The organism is Mucilaginibacter sp. 3215 (assembly GCF_050433785.1).
Lineage (GTDB): Bacteria > Bacteroidota > Bacteroidia > Sphingobacteriales > Sphingobacteriaceae > Mucilaginibacter.
The window spans coordinates 119,173-145,343 of record NZ_JBNPWO010000002.1; the positions used below are offsets into that span (position 1 = coordinate 119,173).

At 40.0% G+C, this 26,171-nt stretch carries 20 protein-coding genes; 5 read left to right on the top strand and 15 right to left on the bottom strand.

Annotation, left to right across the window (positions count from 1 at the left end):
- Positions 1-44 precede the first annotated feature (44 nt).
- The 3 genes from ABIC84_RS04325 to ABIC84_RS04335 form a co-directional block, all read right to left on the bottom strand.
- Positions 45-1,583: a RagB/SusD family nutrient uptake outer membrane protein gene (locus ABIC84_RS04325; RefSeq protein WP_426588114.1), complete on the bottom strand. Its 1,539-nt coding sequence runs from the start codon at positions 1,581-1,583 to the stop codon at positions 45-47.
- 10 nt (positions 1,584-1,593) lie between these two features.
- Positions 1,594-4,635 (bottom strand): SusC/RagA family TonB-linked outer membrane protein, encoded by a 3,042-nt coding sequence (locus ABIC84_RS04330; protein ID WP_429262769.1) that lies wholly within the window; start codon positions 4,633-4,635, stop codon positions 1,594-1,596.
- Positions 4,636-5,143: 508 nt separating this feature from the next.
- Entirely contained in the window at positions 5,144-6,754 is a 1,611-nt protein-coding gene (locus ABIC84_RS04335) for a DUF6377 domain-containing protein (protein WP_429262770.1), read from the bottom strand.
- Positions 6,755-7,231: 477 nt separating this feature from the next.
- On the opposite strand from ABIC84_RS04335, the gene ABIC84_RS04340 reads away from it, so the two are divergent.
- The 3 genes from ABIC84_RS04340 (at position 7,232) to ABIC84_RS04350 (ending at position 8,415) form a co-directional block, all read left to right on the top strand.
- A complete protein-coding gene (locus ABIC84_RS04340) occupies positions 7,232-7,543 on the top strand; it encodes a hypothetical protein (protein WP_429262771.1) in 312 nt (103 codons plus the stop codon).
- 36 nt (positions 7,544-7,579) lie between these two features.
- On the top strand, positions 7,580-7,765 hold the full coding sequence (locus ABIC84_RS04345) for a hypothetical protein (protein WP_429262772.1): 186 nt from the start codon (positions 7,580-7,582) through the stop codon (positions 7,763-7,765).
- A 233-nt stretch (positions 7,766-7,998) separates the two neighbouring features.
- Complete coding sequence (locus ABIC84_RS04350; RefSeq protein WP_090525518.1) at positions 7,999-8,415, top strand: RNA recognition motif domain-containing protein; 417 nt, start codon at positions 7,999-8,001, stop codon at positions 8,413-8,415.
- 81 nt (positions 8,416-8,496) lie between these two features.
- On the opposite strand, the gene ABIC84_RS04355 is transcribed toward ABIC84_RS04350, so the two are convergent.
- From ABIC84_RS04355 to ABIC84_RS04385, 7 genes are all read right to left on the bottom strand, one after another.
- The gene (locus ABIC84_RS04355) at positions 8,497-10,233 is read right to left on the bottom strand and encodes a phospho-sugar mutase (protein ID WP_429262773.1); all 1,737 of its coding nucleotides are present in this window, start codon (positions 10,231-10,233) and stop codon (positions 8,497-8,499) included.
- Positions 10,234-10,510: 277 nt separating this feature from the next.
- Positions 10,511-12,610, bottom strand: coding sequence for a hypothetical protein (locus tag ABIC84_RS04360; RefSeq protein WP_429262774.1), 2,100 nt, complete (start codon positions 12,608-12,610; stop codon positions 10,511-10,513).
- A gap of 47 nt (positions 12,611-12,657) precedes the next feature.
- Positions 12,658-13,758, bottom strand: coding sequence for a S8 family peptidase (locus ABIC84_RS04365; protein WP_429262775.1), 1,101 nt, complete (start codon positions 13,756-13,758; stop codon positions 12,658-12,660).
- On the bottom strand, positions 13,758-14,813 hold the full coding sequence (locus tag ABIC84_RS04370) for a hypothetical protein (RefSeq protein WP_429262776.1): 1,056 nt from the start codon (positions 14,811-14,813) through the stop codon (positions 13,758-13,760). The genes ABIC84_RS04365 and ABIC84_RS04370 overlap by 1 nt, the downstream gene beginning before the upstream one ends.
- Positions 14,814-14,996: 183 nt before the next feature.
- Complete coding sequence (locus ABIC84_RS04375; protein ID WP_429262777.1) at positions 14,997-15,320, bottom strand: HTH domain-containing protein; 324 nt, start codon at positions 15,318-15,320, stop codon at positions 14,997-14,999.
- A 106-nt stretch (positions 15,321-15,426) separates the two neighbouring features.
- Positions 15,427-16,002: a dihydrofolate reductase family protein gene (locus ABIC84_RS04380; protein WP_426588128.1), complete on the bottom strand. Its 576-nt coding sequence runs from the start codon at positions 16,000-16,002 to the stop codon at positions 15,427-15,429.
- Between the two features lie 62 nt (positions 16,003-16,064).
- Complete coding sequence (locus tag ABIC84_RS04385) at positions 16,065-16,487, bottom strand: DoxX family protein (protein WP_429262778.1); 423 nt, start codon at positions 16,485-16,487, stop codon at positions 16,065-16,067.
- Positions 16,488-16,644: 157 nt separating this feature from the next.
- On the opposite strand from ABIC84_RS04385, the gene ABIC84_RS04390 reads away from it, so the two are divergent.
- Both ABIC84_RS04390 and ABIC84_RS04395 read left to right on the top strand, forming a co-directional pair.
- A complete protein-coding gene (locus tag ABIC84_RS04390) occupies positions 16,645-17,625 on the top strand; it encodes a GlxA family transcriptional regulator (protein WP_426588132.1) in 981 nt (326 codons plus the stop codon).
- A gap of 232 nt (positions 17,626-17,857) precedes the next feature.
- Entirely contained in the window at positions 17,858-19,252 is a 1,395-nt protein-coding gene (locus tag ABIC84_RS04395; RefSeq protein ID WP_090525492.1) for an arginine decarboxylase, read from the top strand.
- A 57-nt stretch (positions 19,253-19,309) separates the two neighbouring features.
- Here the strand turns inward: ABIC84_RS04395 and ABIC84_RS04400 are convergent, their stop codons facing one another.
- The 5 genes from ABIC84_RS04400 to ABIC84_RS04420 all read right to left on the bottom strand — a co-directional run bounded on the left by ABIC84_RS04400 (position 19,310) and on the right by ABIC84_RS04420 (position 25,697).
- Positions 19,310-19,543 carry a hypothetical protein gene (locus ABIC84_RS04400; RefSeq protein ID WP_426588134.1) on the bottom strand — a complete coding sequence of 78 codons (234 nt, stop codon included), beginning with the start codon at positions 19,541-19,543 and terminating at the stop codon, positions 19,310-19,312.
- 18 nt (positions 19,544-19,561) lie between these two features.
- Positions 19,562-19,963 carry a hypothetical protein gene (locus ABIC84_RS04405; protein ID WP_426588136.1) on the bottom strand — a complete coding sequence of 134 codons (402 nt, stop codon included), beginning with the start codon at positions 19,961-19,963 and terminating at the stop codon, positions 19,562-19,564.
- A 265-nt stretch (positions 19,964-20,228) separates the two neighbouring features.
- Positions 20,229-21,245: a PorP/SprF family type IX secretion system membrane protein gene (locus ABIC84_RS04410; protein ID WP_426588138.1), complete on the bottom strand. Its 1,017-nt coding sequence runs from the start codon at positions 21,243-21,245 to the stop codon at positions 20,229-20,231.
- A gap of 2 nt (positions 21,246-21,247) precedes the next feature.
- The gene (locus tag ABIC84_RS04415; protein ID WP_429262779.1) at positions 21,248-24,784 is read right to left on the bottom strand and encodes a PKD domain-containing protein; all 3,537 of its coding nucleotides are present in this window, start codon (positions 24,782-24,784) and stop codon (positions 21,248-21,250) included.
- Between the two features lie 208 nt (positions 24,785-24,992).
- Positions 24,993-25,697: an NUDIX hydrolase gene (locus ABIC84_RS04420; protein ID WP_110582151.1), complete on the bottom strand. Its 705-nt coding sequence runs from the start codon at positions 25,695-25,697 to the stop codon at positions 24,993-24,995.
- Positions 25,698-26,171: the final 474 nt, after the last annotated feature.

Here is a 26,171-nt window from a genome sequence, read left to right on the forward strand (position 1 = left end):
GGAAATTTCCGCTACGTTCCTTTCAATCAAATAAATCTCAATTATTAATAACCTGGATTTTGTTTAAGATTAGGGTTAGTATCAACCGCACGCTGAGGAATTGGATAAATTGTTTTGCTTTTATCTGTTTTGGCCGGGCGCTGATCAACCGGATCGTTAAATTTCTCAAAGCGGATCAGGTCATTCCTTCTCCAGCCTTCCCAGTAAAGCTCACGGCCTCTTTCGGCAAGCATGGCGGTCAGATCAACTGTTGCCATGGCAGTAGCACCACGTGGAACGCGGACAGAGTTAACAAGCTGCAGGGCTGTTTGACCCAATGGGTCGGTCCCCCCACGCAGAATGGCTTCGGCTTTTTCAAGCACCACGTCAGCGTAACGCAAAATCACATAGTCATTAGATGTATTATCATCGTTAACTGTGTTATCAGCTTTTGGTTGAGGGAAATATTTAAATACCCTAATCCCTTGAGCTTCGGTTGAAAAGTTAAGGTTAACATCCGGTGTAAAAATCAGAGGCTTGCCACTACGTTGTGTTAAAGCTTTGTGACCAGGGCCATATTGTTGTCCCACAGCAAAGCCTGCCCTTAAACCAACTTTATCAGTTAATCCCGGATAATCTACTCCACGGCGTTCGTCGGTAGCTTCAAATGAGTTATAAAAATCGGCCAGTGTGGTAAAACCGTTCCAACCATCCGGAGTTTGGTTATAATGAAGGCCCATCCTCCAGCGGTTTTTGGCAGGTGCAGGAGAAGACGTAGCTGTATTGTAGAAGCCAAATATGTTTCCATGTGATTGTTCTGAGTTATCCCATGCAAAATCCTGGAAATATTTGCCGGCCGGCTCCAAAGTATATCCTGCCGCAGTAACCTTGTTGGCATATTCTATCACTTTATCCATATCTGCCTTAGCAAATGTAAACGGACCACCAACTGTGGTTGCGGCATAAACCGCCCTGTTTAGATAAACTTTTGCTAACAGTGCCTGAGCTGCCGCTTTATTAGCAACACCAATATTTGCGGTAGTGGCTGCCAGGTTAGCTTCGGCAAATTCCAAATCTTTGATGATGAAATCAGTTGCTTCTGCCCGTTTCATAACTGTAGGAATGGATGAGGTTGGCGCATCAGGATCACGCATTGGTTGCTGTCCGTACAAATCAACCACCTGGAACATAAAGTAGGCTCGTAAAAAGCTTGCCTGTGCTTTGATATTGTTATCGGTTGCCTTTGAGATTACCTGTGTTGCACGGAATACACCAATATTTAGCTGGTCCCAGGTATCATTTACCTGGTTGTGGGTAGGTGTCCAGGTATGAGTGTGCAATTTACGCCATGTACCAAAATCGCCCCAGTCAGTACCGCGGGTAGGACCCATCATTTCATCCGTTGGATGTTCCTGTAGGGCATATGTATTGGCTTGATCAGTTTGTCCATATAATTGTGTGTAAACACCATTCAATTCGGCCGATCCGGCATTGTTACCATATAACGATTTCGATCCGTAAAGTTTTTCATCCAGTTTTGCACAACCGGCTGCGGTTATCAGAACTAAGCTACAAAGAGCTGCTCGTGATGTTATATTTTTCATTTTCATGTTATTAAAAGCCTGCGTTTAAACCTAAAGTGAATATACGGGCTTTGGGGTAAGAAGTATAGTCGATACCCTTTGAAGCCACGTCATTACGTTGTTTATCTGTGTTAATTTCCGGATCCAAACCAGAGTAACCGGTGATCAGGAATAAATTCTGCCCTGTAAATGATACCCTTAAAGTTTTTATCGCCTTAGATTTAAGCGGGAAGGTATACCCTAAGGTGGCATTGCTTAATCTTAAAAAATCACCTTTTTCAAGAAAACGGGTTGATACCTCACCAGAGTTAAGCGGGTTTTCATTGGTTGCTGCTACTTCTTTTGTTACGTTACGACCACTAACAAGGTTGCCTTTGTAAAAGAATGCGTTTGCGGTGTTGTTGTAAATATAGAAGCCTGTAGCGGCATTTAGGAAGAAGCTTAAGCTCCAGTTTTTATAATTAAAGTTATTGGTTAAGCTAGCAGTGAATTTAGGGTTAGGGCTTCCTTGCAGTGAAGAAACATCGACACCCTGAGGATAGATACTAAAGCCATTTGCGTCAAGCCCTTTATAATTCGGAACGTTGAAGGTATATAGCGGGACGCCGTTGGTAATTAATTGCGAATAAGCGCCAGAAAGGCCTTGTCCGTCGATATTACCCGTAACAATATAATTTTTGAAGTTTTTAAGCGTATTGCTTATAAAAGTCATGTTGTAAGCAACATCCCAATTAAAGTCCTTGCTCTGTATAGCAGCAAGGTTTAATCCTACTTCGACACCTTTATTGATTACGTCACCGTCCAGGTTTTTATAAATTCTCGAAGAAAACGTTGGCTGCGCAATATCCTGGAAGAAAAGCAAATCTTTAATTGATTTGTTGAAATAATCAACCGAACCCGTTAATCGTCCCTTTATGATTGAGAAATCGAGACCTGCCCCATAAGTGGTGTTAGTTTGCCATTTCAAATCGGGATTAGCCTGGTATAACGGAGCAACTGCATTACCTGGAAAATCCTGTAATTGCTGCACAGGTAATGAAGCGTACGCAGGAATTTCCTGGTTACCGGTTTTACCATAGTTTAACCTAAGGCTCAGATCATCAAATAAACCATCTTTAGGCATGAAGCTTTCATTGGTTATACGCCATTTTACAGCCAAAGCCGGGAAGTTACCATATTTATGGTTAGCCCCAAAGCGTGATGAACCGTCCCTTCTAATTGTACCAGTAATAATGTAACGGTCTTTATAAGAGTAATTTACACGAGCAAAGTATGATTGTAGTTTATAGCTCGAGCTATCGCCAACCGGATAAGGAAGATGAGTTTTAAAATCATCATAATTTTTAACTAATACACCGGCAGTTGATGTGCCGAAACCAAATTCGTTACGGTTAAAGTTTTTGAAAGTCTGGTATGAATAACCGGCCAAAGCTGTAAGCGAGCTTCCATCCTTCCACTTCTTGTCATAGTTTAAGGTATGTTCGGTTGTGTAATTTGTTAACTCATTATGTGTAAGGATAGCAGTACCATTACCTGTTGGCGACGGGAAGTTTATCTGCCTGATACCAATAGCATCTGTATAGCCAACAATTTTAGGATCATAAAAAGTCTTTCTTAATCCCCTTGATATATCAGCTCCAAAATTGCCCTTATATGAAAGACCTTCAAATAACTTCAAGGTAAGTGTAAGGTTATTCAAAAACCTGTTTATATTATCCCTGTCATCTATCTGATTTAATAATGATACCGGGTTCCTGAAACTGTTACCGTTAGGGTAACCAGCATCGTTATAGCCGTTAAGGTTAAAATATCTTCCTTGTGAGTCAAATACCGGGGCCGTTGGGTTTAGCTGTATAGCTGCACCCACTAAACTTCCGTTAAAACCGGCATTATTAGTAATCGGGGCATACTGGTTTTTAACATTTGAATAGGTTGACTGGAGATCTAACTTGATCCTATCGTTTAAAAATGATTTGGAAGCATTAATACGTCCGTTTAAACGTTTAAGGCCTGAATTTTTCACGATGCCCTGCTGGTCGTCATAGCCAAAGGAGGCACGGTAACTTGCAGTATTATCTTTGCTTGCGCCACCCAGGCTTAAGTTATAGTTCTGCGATATCGAACTGCGGAATATCTGTTTTTGCCAGTCGGTATTGGCACCATAATCAATACCTCCATCAGCTACCGGACCCGCATTAGCACCAACTGCAGCTACTGCTTTCAAAAACGCATCCCTGCCAAGTACGTCATAACGCTTTGCAGTGCTTGAAACACTTGTATTTGATGAAAATTGGATACCCTGACCTTTACGCCCTTTACGAGTGGTTATCAAAATTACACCATTAGCACCACGTGAACCATAAATAGCAGCCGAGGACGCATCTTTTAACACAGAAATGTTTTCAATATCAGCAGGGTTCAAGAAAGCCAGCGGGTTGCGTGCAGATGAGCTACCTGCTCCAACACCATAACCACCGCTTGTACCTCCACCGTTATCCAATGGAACACCATCAACTACATAAAGCGGGCCATCGCCTGAACGAATAGAACCAGCACCACGTATTGCGATTGTAGCCCCAGCACCCGGTTCGCCGCTTGATGGTGTAACCTGTACGCCCGAAATACGGCCCTGAAGTAATTGATCAGGAGTTGAAATAACGCCTTTGTTAAAATCTTTTGTGCTCAATGAGGCTACCGAACCCGTTGCATCTTTAACTTTTTGAGTACCGTAACCGATAACTACAACTTCGTTCAGCGCACGATTCGCTTCTTCCATCTGCACATCAACAGAAGTCCGACCGTTTAATGGAATAGTTGCGTTCAGGAAACCAACATAAGTAAAAGTAAGACTTGGGGTATTTGCCGGAACGGAAATTTTGTACGATCCGTCTGTTGCTGTTATGGCGCCACCCTGGGCACCTACAGCAGTTACTACCGATACTCCTATTAAAGGGGAGCCATCTTTTTTGTCGGTTACTTTACCTGTTATTATCTTATTTTGGGCCATAGCAGGCTCCATCAAAAAGAGAAAAACAGCAAAGAAACATACGTTGAGTAAATGTTTAATTTGCATAAAACTTGAGATTTAGTTGAAATTGGTTGTTGTTTGGGTTTAGTTTTTAATCCGTAAAAAGAGATCCCGAACATTTATACGAAATCATGCTAATATGGTTTCGGGTTTATCATAATAAATAATACCGAAGTATACGCACACAGGTCATGCAAACATCGCCCGTACCGGCAGGTTAGCAGGGGAGCACAGGAAAAGGTTAACAATGACTGATCGTTTAAAAATGTAATGGTTTACAATTATTACAGGTTAAATTCTGATGCAATTTACTTATAAATAAACTCAGAAAAAGACTTGTCCGGTGCGGTAAAGGTAAAAAGAGTCCATTTTAATAATTTTATAATTTTTTTCGATGTTTTTTAAATTCAATGCATTGAAAACCAAATAGTTATAAAAAAAATAGCGACGAAAAATATAATGTTTTTTTAATCATTTATAATACTTTTTTTGCTACGCACCCTGTAAGATTCGGGTATTTTACAGGGTGGCGAGGGTGTATTTTCTAAACAAATCACTCGTAATCAAAAGCCTTAATATCCATAATCCGTTGTTCAAATTGATCCGGGTGCAACGATTTGGCTTTGATCCTCATTTTGTAAACATAGATTGTATTGACAGAATATTCCAATATTTTGGCAATAGTTTCATTATCAGCAATACCCATCCTTATAAGCGCGAATATGCGAAGATCGGTATTTAATACTTCATCCTCATCTGGCCAGATCTGATCTTTCTCGGCAAACAAGCTATTGAACACCGTAATAAAATTAGGGAAGATCTTTAAAAAAATATGATCAAAGCTGTAATACAAGCTCTCCCTTTCTTTTTTAATATCAATATTATTTACAAAAGTATGGATGGCGTCGTACTTCTTCATCGAGAGCTTGGCATCAATAGAGATTTTCAAATTTTCGAGCTTAACAATATAACCCGAAATGGCTTTAAAGAACTGCCCGATATATTCTTCTTTAATTTTTGCATCTTCAATCAGTTTCCCGTTTATCTGGTTTAATTGTACATTTTTCCCTTCAATTATTGCTTCTTTAACCTTTAACTTTTTTAATTGGTTAATGATCATCACCAGAAAAAAGACCACCAACAATGCAAGCGCGGTAATAATTAACAGGAACACCAGGAAGCGATTTTTTTGATGCTCGGTATTGTTAAGTTCGGCTGCTGCTATTAATGGTAAAATTGAGGCAATTTGTATTTTACGCTGGCGGGCCCCGTAAAAGTCGGCATCAGCTTTTGCCAATTGAATGAAACTGTAAGCATCTTTGATATTACCCTGTTTATATAACAGTTCGGCCAACGTGTAAAGCGCAACCGTTTCACGGGTTGATGATTTGATATCGGCTATTGCAGCCCTCATCATTAAATTAAGGCCCTCCTGCCTTTCGTTATCTTCAAGACAGATAGCTCCCAACGAACATGACACCATTGCCCGCAGGTGCATGGAAATTGGCATATCCTTCTCCAATAATTTTTTAAACCGTATGCGCCCTTCTCCATAATTTTTTTCCTGGTAATTCTTCAAACCAAGTAAATAAGTATGCATTATATGGTCGTTGCCGCAAAACGAGACCGCTGAATCAATGTATTTATTACCAGCCTTAATATAATCGGGACTAAAATATTTGTCATTACTGTAATTTGCCAAGTCATAATTGCACCTGCCCAAAAAGAAATAGTAATCAACTTTATCGACATTACTTAGGGCTTTTACATTTACTTTTCGTAAATAGTCAAAGGTTTCGTTAAACATCCCCGACGAAAGAAGAATAAAAGCCATCCTTACATAACTATAATACTCCTTTGGTTTATTACCGGTTACCTTGCTTAATGATATCATTTTATCGACATAAACATACGCCGAATCAAACTGATATGATTTGTATTCGGTGTAAAGCTTGTCCCAGGTATCAAACTGAGCATCATAATTGGTTTGCGAAAGATTTGATTGGTATGCCTTTAATTTTCGGATCCTTACTTCTTTACTGCTGTCATATATATTTTTTTTTGCGATTTCAGTTTTTAATTCTTCGAGTAAGGTATTAGGATCAGTGAATGCATTTGCCGAAAGAATAATTAATGAAAAAAGCAAACAGAAGATATATTTCATTTTTGGTATAAAGGTTTTAAATAGCGTACCGATCCGATGATTAATCAAACACACAATTTCTGCAAATCAAATACGGCAATAAATTAATTAAACTGCAACCAACAAGGCTATCATTTTAGGAGATAAATTGCACACCTATCCCCGGTTTATATTCTCAAATATATGGATTTACAGTATTGCTAATGCGTTTTAGTTTTGTTTTTTGATCAACAGAAATTACACTGTCCGAACCTGAAAAGATTGAGATCATGCTACTCAAACGACGGGTTTTGTTTTTAACCTATAGTTAACAAAAACAGACAGTATTTTCAATTGCTGAGTTTTTTTCTATACAAGAAATAAATAACTAAGTAAAACATTGCAATAAGTTTAATTATATAAACTCAAATTTTCAAAATTTAAGTAAAAATCAATACAAACTAATTTTCAGGGCGAAGATGGCATCGCCCTTGTTTTTATTATTGTAAAACCTGACTTATGAAAGCATATTATGAAACACTAACAACAGGCATCAAAACCCTATTGATTGCAATAGCCTGCCTTTTTCCATCGCTGGTTTTCTCACAATCTAAAACACCAGGATCGGTTGAGTATTTAAAATTTTGCAACGGTATTAAGGGGCTGACACTCGGCGAGGATATCAGTCAAATTCCGGCCCATAAGCTTACCTATTTAGATAATGACGCTAAACCCGATGCAGACAGTTGTATCCGTTATCAATATAAAGACAGCAGCTCATTGATACAGGGAGATAGTTTGTTATTAGATGCAATAGGTTTCCTCGTTTAAAAAAACAAAATAGTGAACATTTATCTTTTTTTTAAGATGACTGACGCTTATAAAATACTGGACGATTTCTTAAAAGCATACGGACCATTTACCGGGCGCCCGAACGCTTATGTTGATATTTATAACTGGGATACAAACGCACTGAATTTGTCATTGAGATACCAGGTAAAAACGGAGATGGGGGTAGCTATATTTAGCAATAAAACCTGGAAAACGAAATAGCAGCCAATCGGCCTTCAGTACTCCTTAAAGATGCATATCAGTCGTTCTCTATTTTGTATTGATGTCATTGTATTATAAAGAGGCACAAAATGCCTCTTTAAGACCATTGGTGGCTTGAAAACAACGAATTATTAAATAAACTTTGGTTTTAACGCGAAAACATCCTTTATTTAAAAAAAATCAAACGAAATTTGTGTACGGTGGTTATCTATCATCTTAATCTCAATTTATAAATGGTCAAATTATTTGTAGGCGGCTTTCCTCTGGAAATGACAGAGCTGGAACTTGTTAAAATGATAGGTCCACATGGCGATGTGGAAACGATTAAAATTGTACGCGACAAAAAAACAAGGATATGCAAAGGATATGCATTTCTTGAAATGAAGGACCGCACCGGGGCCGAGAACGCGGTGATTGCCTTAGACGGTACGCCCATTGCCGATCGGGTATTAAGTGTAAAAATAAACGACGACTTTGTTAAGAAAACTCCTCCGCCACGTAAGTCATTTGGATACGGCAACAACAATAATAGAGGCACCGGTGACAGAACTAACAATACCCGAAGCTATAATAGCCCAAGCAATTACCGGAGCAATAATGATCAGTCACCTGGAGGTGACAGACCAAGGCGCCCCAGAAAAACGATGTAACAAACCCCTGATAAATCACACATAAAAAATCCCGGCCGATTGAGATCTGGCCGGGATTTTTTTAAACCTCATTATCCGTAATTAAACACCGAGGTCCTGCATAATTGAGGCAATTTTAGCATCAAGTTGTTTGTCTGTTTCACGGTATGTTTCTTTACTATCGAGTTTGCTGTTCACGCTGCAATAAAACTTAATTTTAGGCTCCGTGCCTGACGGGCGGGCCGAAATGATACTACCGTCCTCGGTAATGAATTGTAAAACATCAGATACAGGCAATTCAATTGGTTTGCTTGTATTGGTTGCTAAATCAGTTTCAATGCGTTTTTCGTAATCCTTAAGCGTGCTTACTTTTGAGCCGCCTAAGGTTGCCGGAGGATTGGTACGGAATTTCTCCATCATTTCCTTAATTTCTTCGGCGCCGGTTTTACCTTTTTTAGTCAGGGAGATCAGCTTTTCTTTATAAAAACCATATTGCACATAAGTGTCAATTAATGCTTCAAAAAGGCTGCTTCCTTTGTCTTTGTAATAAGCAGTCATTTCTGCAATGAATGCGCTTGAAACTACAGCATCCTTATCCCTAACCAGTTCGCCTATTAAATAACCATAGCTTTCTTCACCGCCACCTATAAAGGTTTGTCTACCCTCAAAATGGGTCATTAACTCGCCGATATACTTAAAGCCGGTAAGGGTGTTATAGTAAGTAACATTTTTGGCTTCGGCTATGCGTTCGATAAGATTTGTGGTGACAATGGTTTTAACAATGTACTCATTACCGGTAAGCTTGCCTTTTTCTTCCCATGCGCTTAATAAATAATTGATCAGCATAGCGCCGGTTTGGTTACCATTGAGCAGAATAAACTCGCCATCAGTATTTTTCACAGCAATTCCCACACGGTCTGCGTCCGGATCTGTAGCCAATACCAGGTCGGCATCAGTATCCTGGGCTTTTTTAAGGGCAAGTGTAAGCGCTTCCTTTTCTTCGGGGTTGGGGTAAACCACTGTTGGGAAATTTCCATCAGGAGTTATTTGCTCATCAACCAGGATCACATTTTCAAAACCAAACCGTTTCAAGGCTTGGGGTACCAATGTGATACCTGTACCATGGATCGGCGAATAAACTATTTTAAGATCTTTTTGACGTGCAATAGCATCAGGCGAAACAGAAAGTTCGGTGATCTTGCTCAGGTAAAGCTCGTCAATATCCTCCCCTATTTCTTCAATATTAGCATCAACGCGGTTAAATTTGATGTCATCAATGCTGCTGATTGCAGCAACCTCGTCCATCACGGCCTTATCATGCGGAGAAACAAATTGCCCGCCATCAGCCCCATAAGCTTTGTAACCGTTATACTCTTTGGGGTTGTGTGATGCTGTAAGCATTACACCGCTTTTGCAGCCTAAATGGCGTACCGCAAACGAAAGCTCGGGTGTAGGGCGCAATGCCTTAAAAAAGTAAACATAAATATCATTAGCTGAAAAAACTTCTGCTGTGATAGTCGAAAAGAAATCAGCATTGTTACGGCTGTCATGAGCAATAGCTACTTTAATTTTTTCGCCGGGGTAGGTTTTTTTCAGATAATTAGCTAATCCCTGTGTGGCGGCGCCTATAGTATACTTATTGATACGGTTTGAACCCGGCCCCATAATGCCGCGAAGGCCGCCTGTACCAAATTCCAGATCGCGGTAAAATGAATCCGTCAGTTCGGTATATGCCTTATCGTCAATTAATTTTTGAATTTCCTGCTTTACATCAGCATCATAATTTCCTTGAAGCCATGAGTTTGCTTTTTGAAGAATGGTGGGGTCTAATTCCTGCATAAGTGGTTGTATATTTTCAATTTATCTGACTCGGTTTTGTTTTAAATATGATAATAAATAATAAAAACAGAACGCCTTAAAGTTAAATCATCTTTTTAATTATGCCAGCCCAATATGCAATAACTTTTAAATATAATGCCCGGCAAGAGCGGCAACCGCCGAACCGTTATTTGAACAAGATATTCCGGTAAAAGTTTTATCAATTTCAAGCTATAAATGGCGTTGCCTTCCTTCGCCCTCGATTTATCGTTGGCCGACGAACCATTAATCAAATCTTTTAACGTCCTTTAGTAAACAAATTGAGTATCGGTATATCAACTAAAACCCCAACCGACCAACGCGTATATAACTTATTATCGCCGTAAGTGTTAGTTATCACATCTTTATTGGCTCCTGTTAAACTAACGCTGCGCAAATTTGGCGCAACCTGGAAACCACCCGAAATTGAGATTGGTGTGGATGGTATGCCTACAGATAAAAACAAACCGGGGCTTATGATATTCTTCAGTTCAATTTTAGGCACCTGCGCTACAGTGGCGCTGGTATCTTTTGCTACCGGGGTACTTCCGGATGTAAAACGGTATGAAGCAAGTGCGCCGATATCAATTAAAGAAACAAAAACAGAAGTCGACCATTTTTTATCGCCCGTAGGAACAAATAATAAACGGTGCCCCCAGCTAAATGAAATTCCTACCGGTGCTGATAGCCCATATGTGCCTTTATAGTTTTCATCAATGCCATGCACTTTTTCGCTACCTACATAAGGGCCAACATAGGCGTTTAGAGCGACATTAAAAATAGCCTCGCGTTTAACGGTTGAACTGCCTACCGGTAAAGCAATTGCTTCAATAGCATTTTTTACTTCGTCGCTATTTTTCGCTTTTGATACCTCAGCGGCGAAATTGGCATATTTGATAAACATTTTATTTATTGCCGGCCACTCGGTGAATGATGCAATTTTCGCTTCAAGTTCATTTATTTCTTTCTTTATGACAGTTTTGGCGACAACGTCCTGCAGTTTATCATATTCCGCTTTTTTTTCTGCAAGGTTTCTAACCAAATCCTGTTTTATTGGGTTGGTAACGACTTTATTAATAAACAAGTTATCGTAAACGCCGCTAAGCTCAACTATGGCCGATGGGTACTGTTTTTCGTAAACATCAATGTAAACGTTGCCAAGGCTCCGGGCTGATGACAGGTACTGCCCAATCTTTGGATCGTTCCTGTCAATCATTGGTATAGTGATATTGGCCGGGTTGACATTTAAAAGCAACGGCGATTTCAATAATTGTTCAAAAAGGTTTAGTGATGAATTATAAAGCGCGTAATAATCCTGGTAATTAAAAGTGTTTTCACCTTTTTGCTGAAGTTGCTTTAAATTAATAAAGCACCTGTTTACAATAGCTGCTTTTTGGATGAATTCAATGTTATAATTCTGATAAATTTCCTCAAACTTTAAAAAGTCAACACTACGATCTTTGAGAAATTGCCTCATTGAACCCTCTTTAAAATTAATGTCCTTTTTTTCCAATTGCTGGTAAAGCAAACCAAGGTAGATTTGGAAAGTTACAGGGCTATTAAACAGCATCTTTGCCGAATCGACATCAACCCAGTATTTATCTTTCTGATTTGACCGTAATGATTGTGAAAAAAGATCAAAAGCTTGCAATGCCGGATATACATTTTCATTTACAAGCCTTAAGGTGCCATTGTCTGCTTTATTAACCAGGTAGTTATGAAAAATATCCCCGGGATGGGAACCCTCATGAAACTCGTTGGCTATATACAAGGCATCGATGAAGATTATCCTGACATGAGGCATGGCAGCAAATAATTGATCCATGCACGGGTCTTCAATCAAATTGGAAACATTGGGAAGCAATAGTGCCAGATCTTTTTGAAATGATTCCCGGAGCAAATCGGTATAAGCGGCGTAGTTATAGATCTCAACATCTATAGCAGTAAGTGATTTGTAAGTAACCGGAAATAATAACTGCAACTGCCTGGTACTGTCCAGCTCCTTTTTAAACCGTGAAAAAAAGGCGGTGGAAAGTTCCTGCTTTGTTCGTTCCACCAAAAACTTTGCAAGACCGTCTGCAAGATTGGTAACATCAAGAGAGCCTATGGATTGTAGTAATCCGGATGGGCTGGGTATTGTCCCTCCGCTTGCACCGCCAGCTTCATAAATCCCGTTCAGGCTAAAAAAAGGATTCTTCTGAATAACAGTATCTACATTGGTGGTATTTTTAAGACTAAAATAATAAGCAAACAGCGGCTTATTTTGCGGGCTGATCCTTATTTTCCCGTCTTTGTCGTAAAGGCTTTTCAAATATAACACATCATAAAAAACGCGCCTTTCGGGTTGTTGTGCAAACATTTTGCAGGACAGAAGCAAAAGCAAAAAAAGGGAGGCGTATTTATATTTCATACAACATCATTAAAAAAATTCAATAAAAGTTCGGGTTTTAGCAGTGGAAAATCGAAGGATGCTGGTGGGTTTCCATCTTCGGTTATAATGAAGGTAGTTTTCTGCGTCATAGCCACCAATTTTTCAAGGATAGTAGCAAATGAATAACTAAAATTCATTTTTTGAATCATCAGCGCAATTATACCCGATGTAATAGCCGTCGCAAAACTACTTCCGCTATCAGCTATCAATTCGTTATTCTGATCATATGATTTTATTTGCGAGCCATTGATCACCAGCGATAGGAACTCATTTATACAAGGATAGCCATTCTCTTTATCCGGAACCATGCCTACTCCGATTGTATTTTTCAAACAGGCCGGATAATATTTTCTAGTATCACCGTATGCTGTCGAATTTCCGATAGAACAAACAACTATTTTATTGTTAGCTACGGCATTGTTTATAGCCTCCTGAATTAAACTTAAAGTAGCTGCATTGCTTATACCCGACGACCAACTTATTGACACTATATGAATATCGGGATTTTTTGCACACCAATTAATCGCGTCAGCATATCTTTGGGCATCTCTCTCCGTGTTTTCAAATGTTCTTTTTTCGGATATTTTACAGGCGAATAAATTACATCCCGGAGCCACACCGACATAGTTGCCGCTGGTATTCCGTAGCCCAACAAGGGAAGCACAAAATGTACCATGACCGGCATTGTCTTTTATCTCAACATTATCTCCATAAACATAATACTTACTCTGATTATAAAACAGGTCTGTTATGCCTGGCGCAATACCGGTGTCAACCACAGCAACACCAACGCCTGTACCTGCATACCGGCCCCAAATCTCCGGCAGGCTCAAGTCAATCATCCATTGCTGATAATTGCTCCCAGCTCCTTCTATTTGTTCGGCCCCGCCGCTCCAATAATGACTATTAGCATCGTCACCCACTTTATACCAGGTATTGTTTCCATCAAGTTCCTCTCCCTGCACGGTACCCGTTACTTCTATCTCGTCACCCGGCTCTCTTACAGCACCGGTTTGATAGGTTGTATGAGCGCCTCCTACCCTGGTATTAAGCAGCTTGGTTACTTTAATACGCATTAGCCTACTGGTTTTACGGTTACGGTGGTATTTTTAGTTGGTGTGGTTGCTTCTTCTTCAGGCTTTTTGCCCGCCGCACGTAAACTTACAATTTTATTGATCAAATCGAACCAAAAAGGAGCGCCTAACATTAAAGCTATAGCTGTTAATAATATACCCGTTATCTTGATTAAAAGCGACAAAAGGCTTTGGCTGAATGTTTTACCCTTCAAATCCGGAGCATTTTGTGCCGTCCAACCAACAGGGATACCAGAGCTTACCAAAAACGTACTAACTGTGCTGATTTGTTGGGCGACTTTTTTTCCGTTAGGTGCGTTTTTACTCGTATCGGCAGGTATGTTTTTAATAACCGTTACTTTGCTGGCTTCAAACTTTATCGTATCAGTTTTAGGATTATATCCTTTTTCGTTTACTTGTTTAACTACGGTTTGTAAATTATCGGCTGTATGTTTCAGTGCTTCCTGGTTACCCCAAAGCTTGTTCACAATATTTATAGTATCAACATTCAAGGAGGCACAGATTACCACTGAAATAATAAATACAATAAGCTGAGATGATCGTTTATAAACTCCCGAGGCCCTGTCCATGGCCGAATTATAAAATGTTTCGATTTGTTTTTGAAAACTCTGAAGATCGCCCTGGGCGCGTTCATAAAAATTAAGAAGAAGTTTCCTGATCCCGGCAGAGATACCAACCTGTCCCGCTGTGCCATCATCTGTTAAAACATCCCTGATCTTATTCATATCAAGGATAATATTTTTATCTTCTTTAAACTGATCCATTAAAGCCGCGGCGAAATTGCCCGCTGGGATATATGATGGCAAACTGTTTAAATCTTTTTTTAAAGATGTAATGTTCGGATTGTTATAAAGCTTTTCAGCTATTTTTTTCCAGTCCTGGTCAAAAAGTAAACAGTCAATGGCATTTTTCAGATATTCTCCCCGCTTGTTGAGCAGGGCAGACAGATACTCATGAATTGTGCTAACAGTTAGGCTGAGCGAAAAATAGGTGAACGACAGCGTGAGCGCAAGATCGATAATTGGGGAATTAAACATAAGGTTGCGGGTTTAGCGGACATAAAAATGTTTCCCAATTTACAAAGCAATCAGCCAAATATCAACCCGTTAAAATACTGTATTTTCATACGTAATTTTGCGCAACAGTCAGTATTCCATCGCTTTAAATTGGATCAAAACAACAACGGCGTAAATTTTATGAGTTGCCTAAAAATCAAGATATTACGACGATGAGTTTTGAGGATCATTATTTAACGCACGCGGTATAATTGATAACATTTCATTTTTTATGGCCGGCGGAATAACCAACATAGGCTGAGAAATGATGTCACTTTTACCATCCGTCGAAGGGCAGCTTGCAACTAAAACTAAACATCCCTTTTCAGCTTCAAAGGTCACTGTTATTTTTAATTGCTTCAGGCACTCAAGGTCCTGATAGGCTGTACGGGTACTGATATGAAAATGTAATTTCAGCAGGTCGATAGAAACCACATCCCTGGTTTGCAGCAGCACCAATACCCTGAGCAACCTGTCGGCTCTGTTCATAACGGATCACATTTTTATATACAAAGGTGTAACGCGCTATTGACAACAGTGTGTCAGCAGTAAAGATGCGTTTTTAAACCGGTCGGTTTGATTCTGTTACCTAAGTTTAATTAGGTGATTGATAAACCATCAATATAACACCCGATGAAAAAACTTTCTTTAAAACCAGTTTTAAAGGCAAGTTGTTTTTTAACCCTTTGAAAAGTGTTTTTCCATTACCTAAAATCACCGGATGGATCCAAAGCTGATACTCATCAACTAAATTCGCGGTCACCAGCTTTTTGACCACACTGATGCTTCCGTAAGTAAGGATGTCACGGCCATGCTGCTTTTTTAAATGCTCAACAGCTTTCTTCAGATTTCCTTTGAGCAGTAATGAATTGTTCCACCATACGGAGGTCATTGTTGAGGACACAACCACTTTTTGATAGTTGTTCATCATATCTGCATAAGCAATATCCGTACGGGGAAAGTTCATGCACTTAGCCTGAAAAGGCCAATAGGCAGCCATAGCCTGATACGTGTTTTTACCCAATAAAATAGTATCGGCCCGGCTAAGCAATTCTGTTGTTGTCTCGGCTATTTCATCCGTCCAGTATTGATAGTGCCAATCCAGGCCCTCATCCTCCGCCGCTACAAAACCATCCAGCGTAATGTTTAAGGATACGATCAGTTTGCGCATGGTAATAAACAAACAAACCGGGATTATTGACAAACCCGGAATTTATAATTAAACTAAAAAAATTAAGCCAGTTCGGTATTTCCGGTAAGTTTAGTGTTGGTTAAGCCCAGTTCTTTTACCTGCTCATACCTTTTCCATAAATAGTAGGTAAAGAACATAACAAGCAGCATAACTACCGGCGGAATGAGCATAGCTGCCCCGGCTCCAACAGCAAGCCATGATAAAAATGCACCGATAAAGCTGATGGTGAAGCCTGAATAAGCCCATTCTTTAATAACCTGGTACCTGGTTTGAGCGATGGCCAGTACACCTGCTATTTTTGCCGCCCCCATAATAACCATGAGGTAAAAAGGGTAACCAAGTTTAGCTAATGAATCTTTGCCTGCCTGCTGCATTGTGATCCCTCCGTACGCATCGCCAAGCATAGCTAATAGAAAAAGGACGGTAAAGATCCAATAAAGGGTTTTAATTGTTTTTGGTTTCATGATGATATTTGTTTTGTGTGATTACATATCTGTTACCGATACAAAGTTATCCCGGGCGATAAAGTTGTGTAGCACGTAAAAAGGACTTGTTAAGGGGTTGTTTGCGACTTTAGTGTTCACTATCTTTATCCCAGATAACCAGTTATACAATAATAAAATGAAACATGTTGCCATCCTGATCCCCAATGAAGCAGTTTTAGCCAGCATAGTTGATGCCCGAACCATTTTTACAGGCGCCAACGATTTTTTACAATCGATGGGGAGGCAACCTGTTTTTGACGTACAGATGGTTGGGCTTTCTAAGGAAGTTAAAGTGCATGGCGGCATGTTTTCGGTTCATACGGATATTTTGTTAAACGAGCTGCAAAAAAGCGATATGGTGATCATCCCTGCCATAAGCGGCGATCTTCAAAATGCGGTAAATGTAAACCGGGATTTTGTACCGTGGATCATCAACCAATATAACAACGGCGCCGAAATAGCCAGTCTTTGTATTGGCTCATTCATATTGGCCTCTACAGGGTTATTGAACGGTAAAGAGTGTTCCAGCCATTGGATCACAGCCGATGCTTTCAGAAATATGTTCCCGGAAGTGAAGCTGGTTGACGGGCGTATTGTTACCGAACAGCAGGGTTTATATTCAAGCGGCGGCGCTACCTCTTACTGGAGCTTATTACTGTTATTGATTGAAAAGTATGCCGGCCGGGATATAGCCATCATGGCTGCCAAGATCTATGCTCTGGAAATCGACCGGAAAAGTCAATCGCCATTTGCGATGTTCACCGGGCAAAAAAAACATGAAGACAATCCTATAAAGCAAGCCCAGGAATACATAGAAAATAACGTTACCGAAAAAATCTCAGTTGAAGATTTATCATCAATGTATGCTATTGGCCGCAGGCATTTTGAACGACGGTTTAAAAAAGCCACCAATAATACCCCGGTTGAATATATACAGCGCGTAAAAATTGAAGCAGCCAAAAAACAATTGGAAAGTACCCCCAAAAACATCAATGAGGTAATGTATGATGTTGGGTATACCGATGCCAAAGCATTTCGTACAGTTTTTAAAAAGATCACCGGGCTCTCGCCAATTGACTACCGTAATAAATATAACAAGGAAGCAGCTGTAGCATAGGTAGTACATCAAAATTTGGGGGCGCCAGCTATCCCTCCCGCATTACCCATGTTGTAGCTGGATTATTATCGAATATAGATATTGATTATTAACCGCAACATACTGTATTGCAGCGGGTAATGGCTAATCCGGCTTCTACGGCAAAAACATTACATTCCGTCAATAAAATTAATCCTAACAAATAGCCAAATATTCCGTTTAAAAATTACATTTTTGCCCAAAATTTTTAAGGATGCAGAGTTATCAGGAATTTCTTGACTTAAGTGTAGGCTTTCCACAGGATGGTTTTGAGATCATCGACGATGAACTATACTTTCAGGACCTAAATTTGATGGAGATGATTGAAACGTACGGTACTCCCCTACGCTTTACTTATCTGCCTATGATATCCAAAAAGATCCAGCAAGCCAAATTGCTGTTTCAACAGGCCATTATCAAAAACAATTATCGCGGCAGTTATAAATACTGCTATTGCACCAAGAGCTCGCATTTCAAGCACATTGTTGAAGAAGCCCTGAAAAACGAGATCCACCTGGAAACATCATCGGCGTTTGATATGCCAATGATTGATGCGCTGGAGAAAAAAGGTACTGTAACAAAGGATATAACCGTAATATGCAACGGCTTTAAAACTTTCCAGTACAAAACATACATTATTGACATGCTGCATGATGGTTTTAAAAACATCATTCCGGTATTGGATAATAAAGAAGAATTTAACCTTTACGACGACGAAATTGAGATGGACACTCCTTGCAACCTGGGCATACGGATTGCAGCTGAAGAGCAGCCTGATTCTCAGTTTTATACTTCACGTTTGGGTGTGCGCATGGAAGATGTTATTGATTTTTATCATAACAAAATTGAGGATAACCCTAACTTCCAGGTTAAGCTGTTACATTTCTTCATCAACTCGGGTATTTCTGATACACCATACTACTGGAACGAGCTTGAAAAATATGTAACGCTTTACTGCAAATTCAAAAAAGTAAATCCACATCTGGATACGCTTGATATTGGCGGTGGTATGCCATTTAAAGACTCACTGGTTTTCGATTTTGATTATGAATACATGATCAACGAAATTGTAAGCCGGATCAAAGAGATCTGTGCCGAGCACGATACCATGGAACCAGATATCATTACCGAGTTCGGTAAGTATACTGTAGCCGAAGCTTCAGGTATTTTGTACAAGGTATTAGGCCGAAAACAACAAAACGACCGTGAGCGCTGGCTGATGCTTGATGGCTCGTTCATTACCAACCTGCCTGATGTTTGGGCGCTGAACCAAAAATACATCCTGTTGCCGGTTAACAACTGGGATTCGGAATACGAACGTGTAAACCTTGGAGGTATTACCTGCGACGGGCAGGATTATTACAACCAGGAAGCGCATATGAACAGCGTATTTATGCCTAAAACCCGTAAGGTGCAATATTTAGGGTTCTTTAATACTGGCGCCTACCAGGAAGTATTAAGTGGTTACGGCGGTATCCACCACTGCCTATTGCCATCGCCCAAGCATGTAATCATTCGCCGTAATAGGGACGAAACGTTTAACTTTGAGGTGTTTGGAGAAGAGCAAAACAGCAAGCAAGTATTGAAAATTCTGGGTTATACCACGTAATCGTATATCTAATCCTAACAGCATAAAAAAGGTGACCATTTCGGTCACCTTTTTTGCTTAACGGCCTATGGTGCCATCTCCGACACCTGCTCCTTCAACATTTGGATCCGGAAGATCAGCCAGGCTCCCATCCTCATGTAAAACTTTAAAGTGTTTTCTTTGAGGACCTCTTGTTTCAAGACAGGGATTGTTTCGGCCAGCATAGTTATAGCTGTCTGTAATGTTACTTTCCCTTGTCTCCTTAATATTACCCTGCCGGGAAGCAGGATAGTCATTTTTATAATCATTCATGATTATACCCTCCTTTTGCTAAATCCCTTCAGTTCCTGGTTCATGACCAACCATCCTGCCGGTAGTGCGTCCTTGCGGACGGCTCTCAAAATCGGTTTTAGCCGGGCCTACCGACGGAAATTCCTTTTTATTCGGCGGCGTTACATCTGTTTGCTCGCTAAATGAGGTGTCGGCACTTCGGTTGGGCTGGTCAATTTCCGATTGACTATGGGTACCCACCTGTTCGTCTTCGGTTTTTTCCACCTCAGGCTGTTCATCATAGTCTACTATATCGTCTACCTCATCCAGGTCATCATCATCGTTTTCAAGATCACGGTTTGGATAGGCTTCATCACCATTCACAGAAAATGAGTTGGTGTTGTTTTCAAAATCATTACGATCATTATCCTGGTTTCCCCAGTTTTCATTATTGGTATTCATAGGTTTTAATTTTAGTTGTCATTAAATAAACCCACGAAACAATTGTATTGTTTTATTTTTTATCTTTTTAAGAAATTAAATATCGTAAATTAAAACTATTATAGTTGTAATTATCAGGAAGCTTCAAAATAGTTTATAAGTGCTTACCCGGGATGGCATAATTGGGTCGTCATAAGGCAAACCGGATTACAGAGCATAATTCTGACTAATTTTGAACGATACAACAATTATTTATACGCCAGTATAATAAGAACGCTTTTAAGAATTAAAAAGTATGCTGAGGGCAAGTTACTTTATATCGATTATTAAGCAGGATACCTAACACAATTTCATGCGAACCATGACTCACTGTGTTTAAGGCAGATGTGGTAAAATCATATGAGTAGCCAACATTAATAAGCGAACTCAGGTTAAATCCAACCAATGCCGCGTATGAATCATTACGGCGGTATGAACCACCAATCCAGAACCTGTCTTTGAATGACATTTTCATATTCACATCAAAAGTTACCGGAACCGGTGCTATAAATTTCAACAAGGCTGAAGGCATAAGCGTAATATCATCAGATACAAAAAGCTTAACGCCGCCGGTCACAAAATAATGCGGTACCGTTTTGTTTTGTACAGCGGTTGTCGAAGTTGTTACATATAAATTTTGCGGAAGGATTTGTTGTACCGACGCGCCAAAAAAATAATTGGAGGAATATGCCCATACGCCCACCCCCAAATCAGGTTTCCACTGTGCCCCCGCAAGGTTATTGATAGTTGGGTCATTTTGGTCAACATAGGTAAGTTTACTTTTGTCAATAATATTATGACTTACACCGGCAGATACTCCTACCGCTAAATTTAACGTTTCGGTAAGGCCGAGGTGATAAGCGTAAGTAGCGTCAATATTGGTTTGTGTTATCGGGCCTGTTTTATCAGACACCACCATTAAGCCCACGCCATGATGCGGCTCGGCAGCCATGTAATTTTGTGTATATGACCTGCTTGATGGATTTAAACCTCCGCCCGCAGGAAATGCAGTAGCATCGCCCTGTAAAAATCGGTTACCTATAGGCGCGTTTACTGAAAAATAGGATGTTACCGGTGCACCTTCAAGCCCTGTCCATTGGCTACGATAACCCAGCTTTACATCGGTATAGTTTTCAATACCGCTTAAGGCAGGATTTAAAAGATAGTTATTGAATACGTATTGAGTGTACTGCGGTCGTTGCTGTGCTTTTGCTAATTGAATTGTTGTAGCAATAATAAGTAGAGTATATAAAATTCGCTTCATTTTTATCTGATAATGGTCACATTACCTGCAATAACCTCCCGGCCATTTTTGGGGTCAATAATATAATAATAAGTCCCGGGCGGCAAATACGAACCTTTATATTTCCCATCCCAAGGTACACTATAACCAATTGACGAATATACCTTTTCTCCGAATCGGTTGTATACGTCAATCTTATTATTTGGATAACTTTCTAAATATTTAACATTCCAAATGTCATTTACCCCATCGCCATTAGGCGTAAACACATTGGGAACGACTAAAAACTTTAAAACCTTTACCGATACACTGGCCATTGCCTGGCATCCATGTGCCGAAGTAACCACTACCTGATAGGTAATATCCTGCGACGGGCTTGCAACAGGATTAGCTACATCGTCATGATCAAGGCCCGTTGAAGGGGTCCATTTATAACTTAAGTTATTATCGTTTACTATGGGTTTTAAAACATGCTTTGTGCCTTCAAGCATAGTAAAATCCGTCCCCAACATTACAACAGGCGATGCATCTACCTTAACCTGCTGTATAACAGTATCGGCACAGACATCGGCAGTTGTATAAATATACGTAATATCAAATATGCCGGCACCGGAAACAGCCGGATTAAACATACCGTCAGTACTAATACCTGTTCCTGAAAATACGCCCGAACCGGCAGGGGCCTTAATTTGGGGTATCAATTTTTTTGGCTCCGATTCGATACAAAGAACAGGCGCCTGATCAAAGGTGACCACAGGTGACGCTTTTAAATTAACCGGGATTTCTGCGACATCAGAGCATGATGTACCCGAATGTGCAATTACTCGCAAGGTAACCTGCCGCGATCCTGATGTAAACAAAGGATATTTATGTCTGAGTTGCATTCCATATGCCGGATGGTCATAAACTACCGTAGTTGATGGGTCGTTGATGTCATAAGTAACCTCCAGCCGGGTAATCTCGCCGAAATTAACCCCGGACTGGTTTTCAAAAAATACTTCCTGAGCGCTGCACAAACCTGCCGGGTCCTTAATAATTACTTTAGCTTTTGGTTTGCTACCGTTAATTGTTAATGACTTTGAAGCCGATGTAAAAGAGCATCCATTTTTTGAAGTGACCTTAAGTGTAACCTGGTAATTGCCGGCTAAAAACTTGTGCCTGGGATTTTTCTGGTGGGAAATATTCGGGTTAGCTGGTGTTGAATTAGGGTCGCCAAAATTCCATTCGTAGGTAAAGTCAGCTTCTGTGGCATCAGCAATTGTGCTTTGATCAATAAACTGAACAAAGTCGTCTTCACAGGCATCGGGCAACAAAAAATCAACTACCGGCACAGGACAAACTTTAACAGGCAGGGGGGCTATATTACTTGTACAACCATTATCATTTGTGACGGTTAGCTTAACCAGATAATCTCCCGGTGTATTATACTTATGGTTAAACGGATTTTTATCTGTAATGATTTCAACCGGTGTACCATCACCAAAGTCCCATTGCCAGCTAACAATTTCCCCTTCTGCAGATGTAGATTTATCAGTAAAAGTAACTTCCTGGCCGGCACAGCCAGGTGCTGAATAGCTAAACAAGGCTAAAGGAGGCCTGGATATGTGTACTTTGATAGGATCAGATGTTTCCCCGCAACCATTTTCATTGGTAACAAACAAGGTAACAAGATAATAGCCCGGCTGGGTGTATTTGTGTGTTGGATTTTGTACCACATCGGTCATTCCATCGCCAAAGTCCCAATGCCAGGTTTTTATTTGCCGGGTACCTGAGGTTGACTGATCGATAAATTTAACGTCGCTTCCGAAACATGTATTTGCAAAACTAAACTTTACAACAGGCGGCACCGAGATATTAAAATCAAACTCGATATCTTCGTTCGACCCACATTCATCAGCAACAGGATTAAATACAGTAGCAACTACACTATAGTCCCCATCGCTGTACGCTTTGTGTTCCGGATACTCATAAGTATAGAGCACCTTTGAGTCTTTTACTATTGAACCGGTTGGTGTTGGATTATTGATAATAACAGGCGGGGTTCCATTTTTTAAATCCCATGTAATTTTATTTGTTTGAAACGGCAGCGTCAATTGCAGTTTATAATAAATACCTGTACAGCCGTTTGCCTGCGTTGAATTGTTTGCCGGGTTTCGTAATGTGATAAACTCATTCAGGTTTTTAAGATTGGTGCCTGCAGCATAACCGTATGATTCGGTTCTGCCAAATCCATAAGCTATGGCATTAAATCCGTCTGATGCCTTAATGTTATGTACGCCGGCGCCTACACTAATTTGCGCATACGAATAGATACTGTTAGGTACCTGTGAAAACTGGGTATAAGGCTGGCCGTCGAGCGAAAAAGTTGGCACGGCTGCAGTTTTAATAATAACATTAATAAAATTATTATGTATCAGGTAATTTGGGGTTGAGTTTAGCGTAACATGGTCAAGTGTTTGCTCAATTGGTGTTAGATATATCATTTCGGGATCACCGGTATCTCCGGTAATGAGTTGGCAATTTAATCCCTCGCCCTGGGTTACCGCGTATTGCACCACCTGAATTGGTTTGTCGGCAGTGATAATATTGCTTGAAGATGAAGTAAATTCATAATAAAGGCTATTAATTAGTCCTCCCTGGGGTGCCGCCCCATTTACGGTTACCTTTGTGTCCGGCGAACTAAGTACTATTCTTAAAATATCATAGTTGCGTGTCTTCAAAGGCGCGGTTATATAATTTTTACCCCAAACGGCTAAAGGATAAACCTGTTGAAAAAGGTTATCTGATGATCCTTTATCTCCCTGGCACCCTATGCTTATTTTTGAGCTGCCGGAAAAAACGGCTATTTTTTTGCATGCACCGCTGGCACTTACAATTGAATGGACGCGGGTACCGGTTAAATCGGTAGCTGATAAACCTTGGTATACCTCCCCTTTTTTTAAGTTTACAGTGAAGGGTTGGTTTGCAGGGATCCCGTTTAGTAATGGTTGCGAGGGTGTTATTTCAACAGTGGTATTATTCTCAGTGGCTATTACTGCAAAAGTTGAATACGAAGGAACACCTTCAGTATTTTTTGTACCATTGTTTGAATTTGATATTTGTTTATAGTTGATGGAGAGGTAATCTTTGCCGAGGGTATTTACCGGCAGCAAAAGGGTCGCCCCGGATACATTCTGCGCAAAAATATGCGCGTAAACCGCGATAGGTTTCAGGGAAGTAATGTGAATGCCCTTTAAAAACTGCCCCTGGGTCCCGATAAAAGCCGCCGGAGGAATATCTACCGTTAATATATCGTTTGCCTTAACCTGATAGGTTTTTGAAAAGCTGCCGTCAGCTACGTCAACAGTAACTGTTGTATTTACGTCGGCAGTTATATATAGTTCCATCTGGCTGCCCCTGCCCAATGCGTCGGGATTGCCGGCTGCGCCATCAACATGGTCAATGTATGCAGTATAAAACTCTGTGCCCTGGTTTGATGAACCTTGTGCATAAGTGTAAGCGATAAAGCAAATGAAAATAAATGCGAGGCTTAACGATCGCAAAAAGGTTATCTTGCTCAAAGGTGTTCAGTTGTATTTGGTTTTGCAGTATTAACTACCCTTTAAAAATACAAAATCCTTCAATGCTACAATGGGTAATTATGTAAAATTAACCACGCTGTTTAATTACGCGGTCATTTTAATAATAATATAACCATCTGCCGGCTGAGTTATCAAAGTTTGGTCTATAAAAAGCAAGGCCTCTTACCTTTTTAAATTAAGGCGATATTTAAAAAAACTTATCAGGGTTGGGCACCAGGTTCAGGAACTTTTCAAAATTTTCCTCGTAATGTGACTGATCAAGCTTGTAGTAAAATGCACCTTTTTTTGATGAGAGCTTATCTTTTTCAGGAAGCTTTACAAGCAAACCTGTTGAAAGCAGCTTACGGCTAAAGTTTCTGTCATCAAACTTGGTTTGATAAACTCCTTCATAAAGGGCCTGTAATTGCGGAATGGTGAACTTTTCCGGAAGCAATTGAAATAAAATCGGGTGAAGCGCAGCTTTATAACGCAGTTGTCTTTTAGCCAGGCGCACCATTTCATTATGATCAAAGATCAGATCGGGCATCTCATCCAGCAAAAACCATTCGGGGTGATATTCTTCACTTAACTGTGCCTCATATTGATGAATATCAATAAGTGCAAAATAAGCAACGGAAAGGGTCCTTTCTACCGGGTCACGTTCCGGTTTACCGAATACCTGAAACTGCTCCATGTACACATTCTTAAGCCCAGTGCGCAATTCAAGCACACGGTTTGCAGCATCTTCGGGTGATTCGGTTGGTTTTATAAAACCGCCTATCAGGCTCCACTTGTGTTTTTCGGGCTCAAGGCCACGCTGAACGAGTAATAACTTAATATTTGCACCGTCGAATCCGAATATGATACAATCTGTTGCAACTAAAATGCGCGTTTCGCCGCTGTACTTATGCATAACTTAGGTTAAGTTTATATGCAATTGTAAAAATAATTTAGCAATTATTTAGTGTTGATGGGACAACTATTTTATAAGTTCGTAATTTATCAACCTAATTAAAATGATTTATCACACCCGGATAAAAAAATGGGGTAAGTTTCTGGTATATGGAGTATCTTTTATAATAATTTCCAACGCTATTATCAGAATTTATTTAACCCAAAGCAAACAAACAATTGATCTATTTAGCCTGATATCGTTCATGCTTGCATTCGGCACTGTGGTAGTTTACTATTTATTGATATTGCCTTTAAATCATATAACCAACAGCATTAGTAATCTTTTAGATGCCCTGCTTTTATATATTTCCTCCGAAATTGCATTTTTATTTACCGGGGATTACTGCTGTCTATTCGGTATCAGATATATATTTCACTGGTATACCGAACAAGTCGATGCCGATATTCTTCAATTCCGAATCAATTTTGAAAT